Genomic DNA, 16,801 nt, shown 5'->3' with positions numbered 1-16,801 from the left:
CCGTAAACTAGCCGATGCCTTGTGCGGCGAGTTGCGCGTCATGCGAGCAGACCGGCAGTGGGTAGTGCTTGCGGAAGTCGCCGCTCGCATGGGGCTGACAACGGAGGAAGCCCGGGCCGCATCCTGATCTCGATCATGGGCCTCGTGGTTGCCGCGCTCTCGGTGACCGGGGGCGTGATCTGGTACCGCAAGCGCCGTGCGCGAGTTGCCGTGCACACTCAACGGCCAAGGTTCGCCGCCGCGGAGTAAAGCGGAGAAATGGCAGGACCTTTAAGATCTTCGCTGTCAGACCTGGATGCCTCGCTTCAGTTGGCATCGAGCTGTTCGGCCAGTAGCGAGGACGGAAGTGATGGCCCGCAAGAGCTGCAGCAACGTGTTCAGGTTTTCCGGCAGTGACAACGGGGTGCCGACGCTCGCGGTTCTGGCCTGTCGCATGGCCGCCGCAGCGACCATAGAACGATGCCTGAGGCAGCACGTTGACCATATGCGTGCCGGAGTGCAGCCTCCTTCCAATGGTTTTTCGCGATCCTCAGTGACGGAGGGTTCCATGGACGGGGCCAGCGCAAGGATTCCTGAACCGGCCAAGGTCCCGGGTGTGGTCGCCGCCAGCGTTTATGCGGGCGGCCGGCGGATAGCAGATATAGCTATCGACGAAGCGGGGCAGTGGGCCAAGAAGGCTGGTCATGTCGTGTGGATTGGCATGTTGGAACCCAGCCATGAGCTATTGGAACGTGTTCAGACGCAGTTCGACCTCCATCCTCTTGCCATCGAAGACGCAGAAAAGGCCCATCAGCATCCCAAGGTGGAGCAGTACGGCGATGCGTTGTTTATCGTCGCGAGGACCGCTCAGGTCGTGGACGGTTCAATCGCCTTCGGCGAGACGCACATCTTCGTGGGGCGTGGTTACGTCGTTTCCGTCCGCCATGGCGCATCGACGTCGTACGCCGCCGTCCGTCAAAGAACCGAGGCTTGCCCCAAGGTGCTCGCCCGCGGCGAGGATTACATCCTCTACGCGATCCTCGACTTTATCGTCGATAACTACATGCCCGTCGTCGAAACTGTCCAGGCTGAGGTCGATAAGCTCGAAGACGGTGTTCTTCACAGGACACTTCGCACACAGGAGGTCGACCGTCTTTACATGCTCCGTCGGGAGTTGCTGCGCCTTCGAAAGGCCGTCGTTCCCCTGGTCGATGTTTGCCACAGGCTGGAGCACGCTGAGGTACTGCCCATCGATCCTCAAATGCAGCCACTGTTTCGAGATGTCAGTGACCATATCCGGCGCGTTCAAGAGGATATCGACTCGCTGCGTGAGGTGTTGGCGTTCGCATTTGAAGCCAGCTTGATGGCGGGGCAAGCGCAACAGAACGCCATCACCCGCAGGTTAGCCGCATGGGCCGCTATCCTGGCGGTGCCGACCGCGGTCGCAGGAATTTACGGAATGAACTTTGAGCATATGCCCGAGCTCAAATGGAGCTACGGCTATTATGTCGTTGTCGGCGGAATCGGAGCGATCTGCGCCTTGCTCTACGTCCGCTTCCGCCAGCACGGCTGGCTCTGAGTGACGCAATCCTGAAGAGGATCCGACAGGCTTCGCACCATGACGCTTTGTCAGCGAGGTGCATTCACGCCTTGCCCGTCACTCTCTCCCAACTCCTCAAGGCGGACCTGGGCTAAGGGAGAGAATGCACCTTCAGGATAGCGTTCGAGATAGGCCTCATACATCGCTGGGTTGTCGCTATCCTTCACGGAATCCCAGAAGGCAAGCTCGATTGCCACCTGTTCGGGGTCGGCAACGGCCTGGGCCAGATGGGATGGCGGTGGCTCGTCCTGCGTCTCAAGCAGGGAGTGCCGGCGGGCTTCGGCCAGTGTTGCAAAAGCGCCGGTAGGGTACTTCTCGAGGTAGGCAGCGAATTCCCCGGGATCCTCGCTGTCCTTCATCGCCTCCCAAAACGCGAGTTCGAACTCCGGCGGCTCCCCGGTTGGCTTTGGTTCGGCGGGTAATGGCGACACGGGATGACCAACATCAGTAGCCTTGCGCACACGGAAGGCGCGGATCGGCTGGGCGATGTTTTTGACAGTCTGCTCTCCTAGATCCTCGAATGCGTACTGGCCCATCTTGCGCAGATGGTCACGAACCCCACGCGAGACGCAAATTCCGCCCGCCTGCGCCAAGCTTTCCAGTCGCGCGGCAATGTTGACGCCATCGCCAAAGATGTCGCCGTCTTTAACCATGACATCGCCAACATTGATCCCGATGCGGAAATGCAACCTTTGTGCGTCATCGATCATCTCGTTGGCGGCGGCGAGTCCATCCTGCACGCGCATGGCGCAGTCCACCGCATCGACGACGCTTTGAAACTCGGCCAGCACGCTGTCGCCGGCGGTGTTGGTGATGCGCCCCTGGTGAGACACGATCAGGCCATCAAAGATGAGCCGGTGATTGGACAATGTCGCCAGTGTGCCCGCTTCGTCGTGCTCCATGTGGCGGCTATAGCCCTCCACATCTGCCGCCAGGATGGCGACGAGGCGTCGTTCAAGTCGCGGAGCTTCCACGAGTTCCCCGAAGGATTGTGGCAACGTCAGTGAACGTGAAAAGCCGCATCCGGTTCCGCTGCGGCTCGTGCCGTCACGCTGGAAGCCCAGAGACAAACCATAGAACACCGCGCTTCGCGAAGAAATGTCTTACAGCATTCAATAGTTTGAAGTTGGCATGCAACCATCAGGGCCAGCTGACATTTGGAGCAATGTATGCAGGGGAGTGCACCTCTGCTGCTCCACTTGGGACAAAAGATGGCCGGGCCGGACGGCGACACGTCATGCGAAACAGAAGATGCTGCTGAGGCTGCCGGCCTCTCGTACGTCTCCGAGGGAGAGCCTGGTATCGCGCGACATAGGCAAGGGAAGGGATTCCGGTATGTTCGACACGATGGTCGCAAGGTTGCTGACGCGCCAACGCTGAAGCGAATTCGAACTCTCGCCATCCCGCCTGCTTGGACGGAAGTGTGGATATGCGCGCGGGCGAATGGACACATCCAATCGACAGGCCGTGACGCGAAGGGGCGCAAGCAATACCGCTATCATTCCGATTTCCGGGACCTTCGCGAAAGCGCGAAGTACGAGCACATCATGACGTTTGCGCGGCTCCTGCCGACATTGCGCGGGCAGGTGGCGGAACATATGGCAATGCGCGGTTTGGGGCGGGAGAAGGTCCTCGCCACCGTCGTTCATTTGCTTGAGTCGACGCTCATACGAATCGGCAATGATGATTATGCCAAACAGAATCAGAGCTACGGCCTTACAACACTACGGGACCGGCATGTCGCGATTAACGGATCCGAGCTACGTTTCCAGTTCAAAGGCAAGAGTGGCAAGACGTGGCGTCTGGGCTTGAAGGATCGTCGTGTCGCGAACGTTGTCAGAGCGTGCCAGGACCTTCCGGGGCAGGATTTGTTTCAATACCTCGATTCGGACGAGGTCCAGCACAGCGTTAGCTCCTCGGATGTGAATGCCTATCTGAGAAACATCACCGGCCAGAACATCACTGCGAAAGACTTCCGTACTTGGGCCGGAACACTTCTGGCAGCACTCGCACTTCAAGAGTTTGAAGCCTTTGACAGTGAGGCGGGCGCGAAGCGCAACGTGAAAGCGGCGATTGAGCGGGTCGCCAAGCGGCTCGGCAACACACCGACGATCTGCAGGAAGTGCTACGTCCATCCCGAAGTATTGAGCACCTATATTGAAGGCTCTCTGCTGCTGAACATAAAGGAGGAGGCGGAAGACGAGCTTCGGCAGAATCTTGCCCAACTTCGGCCAGAGGAAGCCGCTGTGGTTAGCTTACTCGAAGCCAGGCTCAGGAAAATTTCGAGAAGCGACGGCCTCAGGGACGTTGATCGACGAGACGCGGTTGCCTCGCCAAAGGTACGTCGCTCATCGACAAAGCATCGACGTCGAAAGGCTCGTCCGAATGGGGACAATGTGCTGCCCAGCTAAGCTATGCGTCCTCCATCATCTATGATGAGGCCGTGGCCCCCTCACGAGCGAAGGCAGGAATCTCTACAGGAGCTTGTCCAGTGTGATTGGCAGGTCGCGTACGCGCTTGCCGGTGGCGTTGAACACCGCATTGGCGATGGCAGCCGCCGTTCCGGTAATGCCGATCTCGCCGATACCACGCGCGCCGAGCGGCGCCTGCGGATCGGGGAGGTCGGTCCATATCACGTCGATCTCGGGCACGTCGAGGTGCACCGGCACGTGATACTCGGCGAGGCTCGGGTTCATGACCCGCCCGCTGCGGGGATCGAACAGCGTCTCTTCGGTGAGCGCGAGCCCGATGCCCATGATGATGCCGCCACGAAACTGGCTCGCCGCTGTCTTCGGGTTGAGGATGCGCCCGCAGTCGAACGACCCTAAGAAGCGGCGCACGCGCACTTCGCCGGTTACGCTGTTGACGCCCACTTCGGCGAACTGCGCGCCAGTCGAGTGCATGGAGTATTTCATCTGCTCCAGCGGCAGCGATCCGCTTTCCTCCGCCCCAACGACGTCGCGTCGGGCGCGCTTCAGAATAGACGTGTAGCTTTCGTGCCGCGAAGGATCGCGGGCGTGTCCCAGCCCGCCGTCGCGCGCCACGACGTCCGCGAACTTCAGTCCGGCCAGCGGACTGTCGTTGCCGGCAAGCTTCAGCACCTTGCGGACCAACGATTCGGCCGCTGCCGCTACCGCGGCAACCGTGCCCGCTGTCTGTGATGAGCCGCCGGCCATCGCGCCGGCCGGCAAGAGGCTGTCACCGTACTCGAACGAAACCTGTTCCAGCGGCAGGCCTAGGCGGTCGGCGGCGTGCTGGGCCTGCACCGTGGCGGTGCCCATCCCCATCTCATGGCCCGCGGTCGACACCTTCAGGCCGCCTTGGGCGTCGAGCCGCAGCCGAGCCTTGGCGCCGGGCATGCGGTAGTAGGGATAGGTGGCGGTGGCCACGCCCATGCCCACCAACCATTCACCTTCGCGCCGCTGGCCAGGTGTCGGGTCGCGCAGCTCCCAGCCGAAGCGCACTGCACCGTCCGCATAAGCCTTCAGGAGATGGCGCGACGAGAAGGGCGCATGGCTGCTTGGATCCCTCTCGGGCTCCCAGCGTCGCCTGAGCTCGATCGGGTCGATCTTCATCTTGTGCGCCAGCTCGTCGACGGCACCCTCCAGCGCGAAGGTGCCGATCGACTCACCGGGAGCGCGCATGAACGTGTTGGCCAGCATATCCAGGTCGGCGACCTTCTGCTCAAGCCGGACGTTGCTGGCAGCGTAGAGATGGCGGGCCGGAAAGGTGAACTGTTCCGGACAGTTGTTGTGCGTCGTCATGGCGGCGACGCCGGTGTGGATCAGGGCGGCAAGCCGACCGTCGCGTGTCGCCCCCAGCGCCACGCGCTGCACCGTCGGTGTCCGGCCGCCGACCAGGCGATAGACACCCTCACGGCTCAGCATCAACCGCACGGGTCGGCCGGCCAGCTTGGCGGCGGCAGCGGCAAGGATCTGGTGGCTCCACAGGCTCTTGCCCCCGAACCCTCCGCCGACGAACGGCGACAGCACGCGCACCTGCTCAGGCTTCAGGCCGAATACTTTGGCCAGCGAGCCCGCGGTGCCGGTGATCATCTGGGTGGCGTCGTGGACGATGAGCTGCTGGCCCTCCCAGCGCACCGTCGCGGCGTGCAGCTCGATGGCGTTGTGGTTCAGAGGCGGCGTCGACCAGGTCGCGTCGACGCGATGATCGGCTACTGCCAACGCTTTCTCGGCATTGCCAGTCTCAATGACGGCCGGTTCACCAAGGATCGAACCCGGATCGCGTGCTCGCTTCCTGGCGGCAGCGAAATCGGTGACAGCCGGCTCGGCCTTATAGCTCACCGACACCAGCCCCGCCGCATGGTCGGCCTGCTCCTGCGTCTCGCCGAGCACCACGGCCACCGCCTCGCCATTCCAGTGGATAGTGTCATCCTGCATCACGGGGAGGTTGCTGCCGGCCACACCGTCGCCTTTGCCGAAAATCTCCGGACGCTTGAGCCGCGGCGCATTGCGATGGGTCATCACCAGGACAACGCCAGGGGCAGCCTCCGCTGCAGCGGTATCCAGCGCCGCAATACGGCCGCGAGGGATCGTCGAGTGCACGATCGCGGCATGCAAAAGGCCCTCCATCGCGACCTCGGCAGCGAAGCGTGCCTCGCCACGAACCTTGAGCGCGCCGTCGAGCCGCGACACCGGCTCGCCGACATGGCCGTGTTGCCCATGGCGCACGGGCGGGCTTGCCGGACGCGTGCCGGGGACCAAAGCATCGGGGACGTGACGCAGCACCGTGCGCAGGATCCCGGTCACGGTCATGTGCGGGCTCCCGCATGGTGGGCAGTAAGCTGCCCGAGGACGGCGACCATCGTCCGTTTCGCCAGCTCGACCTTGAAGCCGTTGTCACGCAGTGGCCGGGCCTCGGCCAACTCGGCCTCCGCTGCCTGCCGGAAGGCGGCCTCTTCGGGCAATGCGCCGCGTAGTTCGGCTTCCGCCGCACGGGCGCGCCACGGCTTGTGTGCCACGCCGCCTAGCGCCAATCGCACGTCGCGGATCGTACCGTCGGCGCCGAGCTCGAGCGCGGCGGCGACCGAGACGATGGCGAAGGCATAGCTCGCGCGGTCGCGCACCTTGCGGTAGGTCGAATGCCGCGCCATCGGCAGCGGCGGCAGCTCGATCGCGGTGATCAGCTCTCCGGGCCGGAGCTCCGTCTCCCGCGCAGGCGTATCGCCCGGTAACCGGTGCAGCGCCTCCAGCGGTAGTGCGCGCGCGCCGTCCGTCCCTTCGAGATGTACGGTCGCATCCAGAGCGGCCAGCGCCACGCACATGTCCGAGGGATGGGTCGCCACGCACGCGGGCGAGGCCCCCAGGATCGCATGCATGCGGTTGAAGCCGTCCAGTGCGTCGCAGCCCGAGCCCGGCGCCCGTTTGTTGCAACGCGTGGCATCGTCGTAGAAGTACAGGCATCGCGTACGTTGCAGCAGGTTGCCGCCGACGGTCGCCATGTTGCGGATCTGCGCCGAAGCGCCGGCCAGGACGGCGCGCGCCAGCATCGGGTAGCGCTCGCGAATCCGACGGTCCGCGGCCAAGGTCGTGTTGGTGGCGGCCGCCCCGATCCTCAGTCCGCCATCCTCGCGCTCCGTGACGTCGCGGGCGAGGCCGGCCACGTCGATCAACGCCGTCGGCCGCTCGACACCCTCGCGCATCAGGTCGACGAGGTTGGTGCCGCCGCCCAGATACATGGCGCCGGCGTGCGCAGCCTCGCGGATTGCCGCGGCGGTATCGGCCGGCCGGCTGTAGGTGAAGGGAATCATGCCGCCTTCTCCTCGCGAACGCTCTGCGAGCCGCTGTCGGCAAAGGTCTCCGCGATCGCCGCCACGATGCCGTTATGGGCGCCGCAGCGACAAAGGTTGCCGCTCATGCGCTCGCGCAACTCGTCGTGCGAGAGAACGATGTCTTCGGCGGCAAGATCGTCGGTGACGTGGCTCGGCACACCGCGCGCCAGCTCGGAAGCCATGGCGATCGCCGAGCAGAGCTGACCCGGCGTGCAATAGCCGCACTGGAAGCCGTCGTGCGCGACGAAGGCTTCCTGCAGGCGATGCAGGCGGTCGCCGTCCGCCAGACCCTCGACCGTTGTGATCTCGCGGCTCTGATACTGGACCGCCAGCGCCAGGCAGGCGTTGATGCGCTCGCCGTCGACCAGAACCGTGCAGGCCCCGCACGCACCCTGGTTGCAACCCTCCTTGGTGCCGGTCAGGCCAAGGTGATTGCGCAAGAGGTCGAGCAGGGAAGTGCGCAGGTCGGCGTCGACGCTGACGGCGCGGCCGTTGATCCGGAAGTCCATAGGAACGCTCCTGTCAGAGGCGAACGGTGCGCCGGCAAGATCGTTCCCGGGGGCAGCGAACCTCGATGGCGGCTCGGCGTTAAATCCTAAAGCGGGCCCTGACCATGGAAACAGAGTTGAAATTCAGTCTCTCTCCTGAGACGCGCGCCAGGATCGAACGCCATGCCGGTGCCTTACCCGTCGATGGCGGACTTTCGACAGAAGCGCAGTCCACGACCTATTTTGATACGCCGCGTCGTAAGCTTCGAAAGGCCGGTTTCAGCCTGCGCGTGCGTCAATCCGCCGATAAGTTTGTTCAGACAGTAAAATTGGCGAGTAATGGCGCTTTTCACCGCCAGGAATGGGAATGGCCAGTGGCATCGGACGAGCCTGATCTCCGGCGACTGGCGGAGGTTCCGAAGCTCCGTGCCCTTTGCAAGGAAGGGCTCGAACCCGTCTTTCGCACCGACATTGATCGCACGCGCGTCGAACTCCTGCCGGCGTCAGGCACTAGGATGGAGCTGGCGGTCGACGTTGGTACAGTGAAAGCCGGCGATGCCAGCGAGTCGGTGAGCGAACTCGAGCTTGAGTTGAAGGACGGGGAGGTGGATTCCCTGTTCCGGCTGGGGCTCGATTTGTTGGAGGTGGCCCCTCTTGTCATCTCGGGCGAGAGCAAGGCCCAACGCGGCTATCGGCTGCGCGACGGCACTCGACCAGCGGCGCACAAGCCGAATCGGGTCACCCTCCATCGCACTGTCTGCGTACAGGAGGCTTTCGCGCGGCTGTCGGACGCCCTACTCGACGGCCTGCTGGCCAACCAGCCGGCGGTGCTTCGTGGCGATGAAGGTGAGGGCATCCACCAGATGCGCATTGGCATCCGCCGCTTGCGCTCCCTGCTGGCGCTGTTCGAACCATTCCTGGAGTCTCACGCAGCGGCCCGCTTTGCCGACGAGTTGCGGAGGCTTGGCCAGGTCTTGGGCGTGGCGCGCGACTGGGATGTCTTTCTGGCCGAGTCGCTGCCCGCTGTGATCGTGACGGCGGCGGACCTCAAGACAATCGAGCCGTTGCGGGCAGCGGCCGTCGAGCGTCGGCATGCCGCCCATCAGGCCGCCAAGAAAGCGGTGCAGGAGCCATCGTTCACTCGCTTCATGCTGGCGTTCGGCGCCTGGAGTCATAGCGTGGAGGCGACCATGCCAAATCGGTTCGGAGCGCGCCGCCTGAAAGAGATGGCGCCGGCGATGCTCGACAAGCTGGCGCGAAAGGTCCGCAAGCGGCGGGCGGCAAGCGATCCCGATGAGCTGGAGACGCTCCACGCGCTGCGCAAGAGTGCCAAGAAGCTGCGATATGCTATCGAGTACTTCGACAGCCTCTACGGAGCTGAGTCCGGGCGCTACTACAAGCGATACGCTACCCTCCAGAAGCGGCTGGGCGAGCTGAACGACCTTGTGACACTGCAGCGCCTGTCGGAGGAGTTGGCTGCTGACCGCCTTGAACTGGTGCCAGCGCTCGCCGTGCTGGAGAACCGCAGCGGTGCGCTGGTAGGGCAAGCGGTCGACCACCTCGACAAGCCGTTAGCCCGGGTGCAGCGCGAAAAGCCCTTCTGGTGATGCTCGAAACCGGCTGCTCGCAACGAAAGTAATCTCCGTAGGACTTGACCTGGTAGAGCGTGGCCATTTTCCATTGTGCGATGAGGAAGCCACCAGCGCGCTCTCTCTTCGTTGCGCCCGACTGCCTTCGCTAGCGCGCTGGAGTACGCGGCAACCGCTGAGGAAAGGTGTCGTTAGATCAGGGCCTTCCCACATGTTGCTGATCGGAGCGGCCATGGCGCGCAAGACCCCGAACATCTCTTCTGACGGGCCCTCCTTCGTGGCGCCGGCGCCAACACCGCGAACGGCGGGGCAGAACACAAAGCTCGACCAGCCCCCCGCGCGACGGCAGGAAACCAATAAAACCAAGGAGCTACAGTCCGATATCGTGCCGCCGGGAGAGGTTTTGACAACCAATCAAGGCGTGGGTGTCGGCAACGATCAGAATTCACTCAGGACGGGCGTCCGCGGTCCCACGCTTCTCGAAGACATCTTGATGCGCGAGAAGATCACGCATTTCGACCATGAACGGATTCCAGAGCGCGTGGTCCATGCCCGCGGCGCCGCCGCGCACGGCTTTTTCCAGGTCTACGAGGATTTGTCGGAGCTGAGCTGTGCTCAGGTATTCCGCGATCCCAAGGTGCAGACGCCGGTGTTCGTTCGCTTCTCAACCGTGGCAGGGTCGCGCGGCTCGGCCGATACCCCGCGGGACGTACGTGGCTTCGCCGTCAAGTTCTACACGCAGGAAGGCATCTGGGACCTGGTCGGCAACAATATGCCCGTCTTCTTCATCCAGGACGCGAACAAGTTTCCCGACTTGATCCACGCTGTGAAACCCGAACCTCATAACGAGATCCCGCAGGCGCAGTCAGCCCACGACACGTTCTGGGATTTCGTTTCGTTGACGCCCGAGAGCGCTCACATGCTGATGTGGGTCATGAGCGACCGCGCTCTGCCACGTAGCTTCGCCACGATGGAAGGCTTCGGCGTCCATACCTTCCGCCTGGTCGATGCCGAAGGTGGGTCGCGATTCGTAAAGTTCCACTGGAAGCCCATGAAGGGCGTATGTTCGCTAGTCTGGGATGAGGCTCAGCTCCTATGCGGACGCGACCCGGACTTCAACCGGCGCGACCTTTTCGAAGCGATCGAGCGCGGCGATTTTCCCGAATGGGAGCTGGGGATTCAAGTCGTCGAGCTGGCCGACGAGCACAAGTTCGCCTTCGATCTCCTCGATGCAACCAAGATCATTCCTGAGGAGCAGGTTCCGGTCCGGCTTATCGGCAAACTGACCTTGAACCGCAACCCGGACAACTTCTTCGCGGAGACCGAGCAGGTCGCGTTCCATACCGGCCACATCGTTCCGGGTATCGACTTCACGAACGATCCGCTCCTCCAGGGGCGCCTTTTTTCCTACATCGACACGCAGTTGCGACGAGTCGGCCCCAATTTCCACGAACTCCCGATCAACCGGTCCCTTCGCCCGGTCGACAACAACCAGCGTGATGGCTTGGCGCGCATGACAATCAACAGGGGCAAGGTCTCGTACTTTCCCAACAGCCTCGGCGGCGGCTGCCCCATGCACTCCCCAACGGCAGCCGCCGCGTTTCGGTCTGTGGCGGTGCAAGAGGCGGGGGCGAAGCTTCGCGAGCGCAGCGACAGCTTCAACGATCATTTCAGCCAGGCGACCCAGTTCTGGAACAGCATGAGTGACTGGGAGAAGGACCATATCGCGGCCGCCTTTTCCTTCGAGCTCAACATGGTGGTCGACCAAGGCGTGCGGGCGCGCGTGATGAACGAAATCCTCTGCAATATTGCGGACGAACTGGCTGATATGGTCTCCTCTGCCACCGGTATCGAAGTAGCCCCGGCCGGCACGTCAGAAGCCCCGACGCCGTCCGCGCCAACACCGTCAGGCCCTCTTAGGCCTGACGCGCCGGGCTTGGCATCGCCGGCACTTAGCATGGACAAGCCGCCACCTCTCGTGAAAGGGCGCAAGATCGCAATTTTCGTCGCAGACGGCGTGGCGGCAGAAGAGGTTCAAGCCATCGTCAGGACCTTAACAAGTGCCGGACACGTGCCGGAGCTGATCGGTCCGACCGCAGGCGCTGTCATCGATGCCGCTGGAAGCCCGTTGAGTGTGAACCGCGCCGCTCCCAATGCCCCGTCTGTTATCTATGATGCTGCAGTGATCCCCGCAGGCGCGAGACCTGCGCTCATGGCGATGACCCCGATCCATCGCTTCCTTGACGAGACCTTTAGGCATGGCAAACCAATCAGTGTGGCCGTTGACGCCGCTCCCTTACTGGATGTGATCGGAGTCGCTGAAGGGCCCGGCGTGACGGTGGGAGAGGGATCGTCGATACCTGCCTCTCTCGTCGAAAATCTGGCGCACCATCGCTTTCCGCGGCGGGTCTCAAATCTGACGCCATCCTAACGGGCGGCCATTTTCCAAGCATGCGGCTCCCTCACGGGTGGCCTGGTGCAACGTAACGACACCAGGTTCGTTGTGCGTTGATACAATAAGGCGTTCGACACCATGTCGACTCGTGGTGGACTTTCGTTCAAGCAAACATCCTTGCCCATGAGCCTCGTGCCGCCGGCTCTGGACGGAGTTACGGCCGATCAGACGAACGCTGCGCCGCGCGACTGGGCTCACGGAAGCCTTGTTTTTGTGTGCTCACTTACCGCTATCGTGCTCGTACTCGTCGTCAATGCCGTCTTGCGGGGCCCATGGCTGGATGAGTTCTGGACTCTTGAGCTAGCGGATACCCGGAAATCCGCGGCGCAGCTGGTCGACGGATGGCTGCGCGACACTCATTCACCCACATTCAATCTTTTGGGCGACATTTCTTGACGCACGCGGGTTCCGCTCGATTCCACTTGGACGCCTGGCCTCGAACCTGCCTGCTATGGCCTTCATGATCTGGGCCACCGTATGTTTTTCTCGCGGTACATTAGCCGACTGGAGCTACCAAGCTCTGGTGGTACTCTTGGTTCTCTCGCTTCCACAGTCTGTTGAAGCCTTCGCCAACTATCTTCGTATTTCTGGCAGACTGCGTCGCTAGCCTCACTAATGGCTATCGCGCGCCATGTCGTAGCCACACCCTGCGATCTCGACTGGCGTCGAGACTGGGATTTACTGGCTCTCTCAGTTGTCGTGCGATGCTTCGCCCCGGCCGTCAAGTTCGCCGAACCGGACAAGAATACCGGGATGAAGGTCAATGGTACGCCGAGCGTGATCGTGCTGCTGCCGCTCGAGGAGAAGGCGGCTGCGCCAATAGAACCCTCCAAGAAGAAATCCGCGAAGGCCTAGGCGCTACGGCCTACTTCCTGGGCCCGCCGATATACGGCAGCAATGCCTTTGCCAGTTGCTCGGGTGGCGACACTTCATCGATGTCGACGGCTTGTGGCAGGGCCCCGTAGCGGTGCCGGCCGAGCGGTGTGAGTCTCAGCAAGGCGCCGTCACCTTCGATCAGGTCGAGCTTCCTGAGGTGTGCCAGATGCCGCGCCGGCAGTATTTCTTTCGGCGCCACCCCCAGCGCAACCCGACGCAAGGTGAGTTCTTCGTTGGGGCTGAGCGGTGCGTTCAGACTCCGTCCCATGAGCTTCCCCTCTCGCTCGGCCCCAATGGGATCACGATCAAAATCCGCGGGCAAGAGCCTTCAACACGGCGCCGCGCAATTGAGAGAAACACTGCAAAGATCACTGGCAGCACTCGCCATTCGGGAGCGCTGATTGCTGGTAACTAGGCCCGGCTTGGATCTGGCGGGCCAAAGTCGGGTGCCTCGTCACCCACGCAAGAAGGCAGACCCTGCGGTCTGCCCCCTTGTCTTTGTGGATCCGGCCGTCAGTGCTTCAACCCGGCCAATTGGCGCGTATCCGATCGATCTCGACCTGACTCGGTCGATACGGTTCGGCCTTCGGATCGAACGTTGCCCAGCCTTCCTTGCGGTACTCATCGCCACGAATTGCAGGATCGATAGGCTCGTATTCCGCCAGGATGGCGTCGACCCTGTCGGCGTCCTCGTCGCGAACCCGAGCGGTCACCAGCGTACCGCCGCGCCGGATCGCCTCCGAATAGATATCGGCGTGCTTGCGATCGACGCCGGCATCCACCAATGCTCCGACGATTCCGCCCGCCGCCGCACCCGCGACCGCGCCAACAGCGGTCGAGGCCAGCCAACCGGCCGCCACGACGGGGCCGAGGCCGGGGATCGCCAGCAAGCCGAGGCCTGCCAACAACCCTGCGCCGCCTCCTAGGGCGCCGCCTATACCCGCGCCCGTCGCCCCACCGCTCACCTCGTCGACATCGGCGTATTCGGCGCTGACATACTTGTTGGCAATGATGCTGACGTCGGAGGTCGGCACACCGGCCTTCTCGACGGCATCGACAGCGGAGCGCGCCTGGGCATAGCTGTCATAAGCTCGGCTTACGGTCTTCATGTCGTTTCCTCGCTTGTGTGTTGGTTACTGCTGCGCCGTGGAGACGACGTTGCCCTTGTAGTCGACGGCGATCTGCACGGTTTTACCTTCCTGGCTCGCGGTGCCGCGCCAGATGCCGTCATCGTCCTTCTTGAGGGCCGAAACGTCCGCCATGCCCTGAGCCAGGACGCGATCCTTGGCCTGGTTCTCGGTGAAGCTATTGGCGCCCTTGAGTGGCGCGCCTGCGTCGGCCTTGCGCGGCATGTATGTATCGGCCTTGCAGGCATCCATGAACTCGGCCTGAGTGATCCGGCCTTCAGTTGCAAGGGTCCGGTCACCGATGCGCATATAGGCCACGTAACGCAGTGACTCCTTGTCGGAGAGCACGCCGTCGCTGTTGGCATCGGCCTTCTTCCACATGTCCTGACATTCGGCGTCAGGAGCGGCGAACGCCGGGCTCACCAGGCCAATCGCTGCGAACGCGGCGAGGGCAATGCAGGTCTTCCTCATGAATCCTCCGTTGATGGGACGTCATCCGTCCGTGCAATCAACGCAGTGCAACTCCACGGTTGCTCTCGCCAGAAAATTTGCCGATGGCGCCCTACAGCCCGTTAAGGGGGCTTGCTTACTCAACACGCAACCGGACCAGCCGCTCCGACGTGGAGCGCGCCCATGCGAGGAGCGGTCAGCCAGCGTCAAGTTCGCGCACGGCCAAGCCGATCGGTTCACCAATCCACATGGGCTTGCCGGGGGCGGCCAAGCCTGGTGTGCCCTGTGTAAGCACGACATGAGGGAGATTAAGGGTGACTAGCGCCCGTCATTTCGACCGGCACCTCTCACTGAGGGCAAGCGCGCCACGCTCGGTCTTGCCAAGGGAGGACGGCACTTACAAACTCTATGCCGAGAAGAACGCCATGCCGCAGGGAGCGCACAATGGCGGTCGCAAGGTTGGGGGCCGGCGAGTTCGACATCTTCATAAGTTACGCCCGCGAGGACACCGCGCGGGTCCAACTGCTCGTGTCAGCACTGGATGCAGAGGGTTGGCGTATCTTTTGGGACCAGGACATTCTTGCGGGTGAGACTTGGCAGTCCTACATCGGCGTCCACCTCGACGCTGCGCCCATTGTCCTCACTGCCTGGTCCCATCACTCGGTCGAATCGCGCTTTGTTCGGTCAGAGGCAACACGTGGCCTCAACCGTAGCGCATATATTCCGGTGCTACTGGATGCGGTCGAGCCGCCGTTCGGCTTCGACCACATCAACGCATTCAACCTCAGGGCGTGGCTCGACGCTGGTGGAGGGGTCCTGCCGGAGCGCCTCACGACGGCGCTCAAGCGCAAGATTGCAGCGGCAGCTGGCACTCCCTTGCCAATCATTCCTACCGCCGCAGTCCAAGCGCCGGGGAAGCCAGGCGATGCCACGCCGACGACAGTGCCGGGCGACGCCCTTGACGTGAAGCCCGGCAAGGATGCCGACGACACCATCAGAGTCTTGGGCGAAAAATCCGTCGAAGAGGGTGAGCGGACGGAGCAGGACGGCACGGCCGTTGCACGACCAAGCCAATCCGCCACGCACCAATCGCCTCCCTTAGGCCCAGCCTCTCAATCATCTTCCGGGCGCAGCACTTCCGTTTGGTTCTATTTGGTCGGCCTCCTGGCTGTTGGTGGCATTGGCTACGCCACCATGTTGTGGAATGCGGACTATCAGGCGACCAAGGCTGCGCTAGTGGCATCGCAAGCAGATCACCAGGCGACCAAGGAAGAGCTTCAGGTAACGAAAGCAAGTCATCAGACGGCAAACAAAGAACTTCAGGATGCACAAACGACCATCTCAGCCTTGCAGGCACAGGTGCAAGGGTGGGAGGACAAAGAGAAGGAAGCTCGGCGTGAGAAGCAACGAGCAACCGATGCGGCTGCAGTCCAGACTGAGGCCGACAAGAGAAAGCAGGCGCAGGCAGCGGCACTGGCGGCATCACAGGCAGACCAGGCACGGTTAAGAAAGCACGCGCCGATCATCAAGGCCCTCGAAGACTACTACCTTCATAAGGGTGCGATTCAGGTAACGGGCTCAAACGAGCCTGCGCGAAGGTGGGTCAGGCTCATGTATCTGAGCATGCCGACTGACGTTGCCCGACAAATCACCAGGATCTCCTACAAAACCGTGGATGGTAGCGGGATGGCTACTGTGTCAAAGGGCTTTGAGGCTGAACTCTCAATCCCTGAGGCCTGCCGTTCCGGCGACGAAACCCTGCTGATTACGGCAACGCTCCAAGACGGCGATATCATCCCGTACAAATCTGACTCCTGGTGTCGCAAATGGAAGACTGGCGGATAATGCTAGCGATACCGGGCGCCGCCCGATCGCGCGGTCGGTCACATTCGACGTACACGATCAGCTCGGGACCGCTGACATTCCAGCGTTTACTCTCGAACGCCGGCACGTTGCTCGGCCGTGCACTAAGATTGAGGAGCTTGGCGAGCTGTCGGGCGCGTTCCTCGCTATAGCCACCGACCCGCAGGCTCTCTGCATCCTTGCCGGTATGGCGATCGACGACATGCCAGCCCTGACCTTTGAAGTGATGTGGCCGCTCGGACAGGCGCAGTAGCGGTTTTCGGACATGCAGCGAGACTATTGCGCCGCGATCGATGCCGCCTCCGGCAACATCGCCGGACGATCATGCCGATTCGACCGACCGTCCGCCTGCATGCACATGCTGACATACAAATGCTTGCGCGACTGCAGTGCCGGCATCAGGCACTTCACAGCTGCACTGGCGCCATTGCAATCGTCTGTTGACGGGGACTACGCAACAGACGCGTCCGGCACGAGTCGTAAGCCATCGCCGTCTGGCCTTCCTCGCGAGAAGGAATACGAATGCCTCAATCCGGGCGCGGGTGGGCCGCCGGGCCAGCAACAGGAACGTGACAAGCCGAAT

14 protein-coding genes and 1 pseudogene are annotated in these 16,801 nt (G+C 62.5%); 8 read left to right on the top strand and 7 right to left on the bottom strand.

Going from position 1 to position 16,801, the window contains the following annotated elements:
- Positions 1–114: 114 nt before the first annotated feature.
- Positions 115–249: pseudogene (locus EPO50_RS24585) on the top strand (PepSY domain-containing protein); the annotation flags it as partial.
- A 298-nt stretch (positions 250–547) separates the two neighbouring features.
- Positions 548–1,558: a magnesium/cobalt transporter CorA gene (corA, locus tag EPO50_RS24580; protein ID WP_296348486.1), complete on the top strand. Its 1,011-nt coding sequence runs from the start codon at positions 548–550 to the stop codon at positions 1,556–1,558.
- 50 nt (positions 1,559–1,608) lie between these two features.
- Here the strand turns inward: corA and EPO50_RS24575 are convergent, their stop codons facing one another.
- Positions 1,609–2,661 carry an adenylate/guanylate cyclase domain-containing protein gene (locus EPO50_RS24575; protein WP_296348484.1) on the bottom strand — a complete coding sequence of 351 codons (1,053 nt, stop codon included), beginning with the start codon at positions 2,659–2,661 and terminating at the stop codon, positions 1,609–1,611.
- Between the two features lie 129 nt (positions 2,662–2,790).
- Here EPO50_RS24575 and EPO50_RS24570 point away from each other — a divergent pair, with 129 nt between their 5' ends.
- A complete protein-coding gene (locus EPO50_RS24570; RefSeq protein ID WP_296348482.1) occupies positions 2,791–3,990 on the top strand; it encodes a DNA topoisomerase IB in 1,200 nt (399 codons plus the stop codon).
- Positions 3,991–4,053: 63 nt separating this feature from the next.
- Here the strand turns inward: EPO50_RS24570 and EPO50_RS24565 are convergent, their stop codons facing one another.
- Genes EPO50_RS24565 through EPO50_RS24555 form a run of 3 tightly spaced genes read right to left on the bottom strand, consistent with a single transcriptional unit; the run spans position 4,054 to position 7,879 of the window.
- Positions 4,054–6,354, bottom strand: a complete 2,301-nt coding sequence (locus EPO50_RS24565; protein WP_296348479.1) for a xanthine dehydrogenase family protein molybdopterin-binding subunit — start codon at positions 6,352–6,354, stop codon at positions 4,054–4,056.
- The gene (locus EPO50_RS24560) at positions 6,351–7,349 is read right to left on the bottom strand and encodes a xanthine dehydrogenase family protein subunit M (RefSeq protein WP_296348478.1); all 999 of its coding nucleotides are present in this window, start codon (positions 7,347–7,349) and stop codon (positions 6,351–6,353) included. The genes EPO50_RS24565 and EPO50_RS24560 overlap by 4 nt, the downstream gene beginning before the upstream one ends.
- Positions 7,346–7,879, bottom strand: coding sequence for a 2Fe-2S iron-sulfur cluster-binding protein (locus tag EPO50_RS24555; protein ID WP_296348476.1), 534 nt, complete (start codon positions 7,877–7,879; stop codon positions 7,346–7,348). Before EPO50_RS24555 ends, EPO50_RS24560 begins: the two co-directional genes overlap by 4 nt.
- Positions 7,880–7,983: 104 nt before the next feature.
- Here EPO50_RS24555 and EPO50_RS24550 point away from each other — a divergent pair, with 104 nt between their 5' ends.
- The 4 genes from EPO50_RS24550 to EPO50_RS24535 all read left to right on the top strand — a co-directional run bounded on the left by EPO50_RS24550 (position 7,984) and on the right by EPO50_RS24535 (position 12,757).
- Positions 7,984–9,465 carry a CYTH and CHAD domain-containing protein gene (locus EPO50_RS24550; protein ID WP_296348475.1) on the top strand — a complete coding sequence of 494 codons (1,482 nt, stop codon included), beginning with the start codon at positions 7,984–7,986 and terminating at the stop codon, positions 9,463–9,465.
- Between the two features lie 214 nt (positions 9,466–9,679).
- On the top strand, positions 9,680–11,878 hold the full coding sequence (locus EPO50_RS24545; protein WP_296348473.1) for a catalase: 2,199 nt from the start codon (positions 9,680–9,682) through the stop codon (positions 11,876–11,878).
- A gap of 147 nt (positions 11,879–12,025) precedes the next feature.
- A complete protein-coding gene (locus EPO50_RS24540) occupies positions 12,026–12,298 on the top strand; it encodes a hypothetical protein (RefSeq protein WP_296348471.1) in 273 nt (90 codons plus the stop codon).
- Positions 12,299–12,517: 219 nt separating this feature from the next.
- Positions 12,518–12,757: a hypothetical protein gene (locus tag EPO50_RS24535; protein WP_296348469.1), complete on the top strand. Its 240-nt coding sequence runs from the start codon at positions 12,518–12,520 to the stop codon at positions 12,755–12,757.
- A gap of 10 nt (positions 12,758–12,767) precedes the next feature.
- On the opposite strand, the gene EPO50_RS24530 is transcribed toward EPO50_RS24535, so the two are convergent.
- The 3 genes from EPO50_RS24530 to EPO50_RS24520 all read right to left on the bottom strand — a co-directional run bounded on the left by EPO50_RS24530 (position 12,768) and on the right by EPO50_RS24520 (position 14,376).
- Positions 12,768–13,046 carry a hypothetical protein gene (locus EPO50_RS24530; protein WP_296348467.1) on the bottom strand — a complete coding sequence of 93 codons (279 nt, stop codon included), beginning with the start codon at positions 13,044–13,046 and terminating at the stop codon, positions 12,768–12,770.
- A gap of 253 nt (positions 13,047–13,299) precedes the next feature.
- Entirely contained in the window at positions 13,300–13,887 is a 588-nt protein-coding gene (locus EPO50_RS24525; RefSeq protein ID WP_296348465.1) for a hypothetical protein, read from the bottom strand.
- 24 nt (positions 13,888–13,911) lie between these two features.
- The gene (locus EPO50_RS24520; RefSeq protein WP_296348464.1) at positions 13,912–14,376 is read right to left on the bottom strand and encodes a hypothetical protein; all 465 of its coding nucleotides are present in this window, start codon (positions 14,374–14,376) and stop codon (positions 13,912–13,914) included.
- Between the two features lie 423 nt (positions 14,377–14,799).
- Between EPO50_RS24520 and EPO50_RS24515 the strand changes: the two genes are divergently transcribed.
- Complete coding sequence (locus EPO50_RS24515; RefSeq protein ID WP_296348462.1) at positions 14,800–16,200, top strand: toll/interleukin-1 receptor domain-containing protein; 1,401 nt, start codon at positions 14,800–14,802, stop codon at positions 16,198–16,200.
- Positions 16,201–16,801: the final 601 nt, after the last annotated feature.

The sequence above is a fragment of the Reyranella sp. genome (genome assembly GCF_004297405.1).
Lineage (GTDB): Bacteria > Pseudomonadota > Alphaproteobacteria > Reyranellales > Reyranellaceae > Reyranella.
The sequence above is the reverse complement of the archived record's forward strand: the minus strand, read 5'-3'. Positions and strand labels throughout refer to the sequence as shown.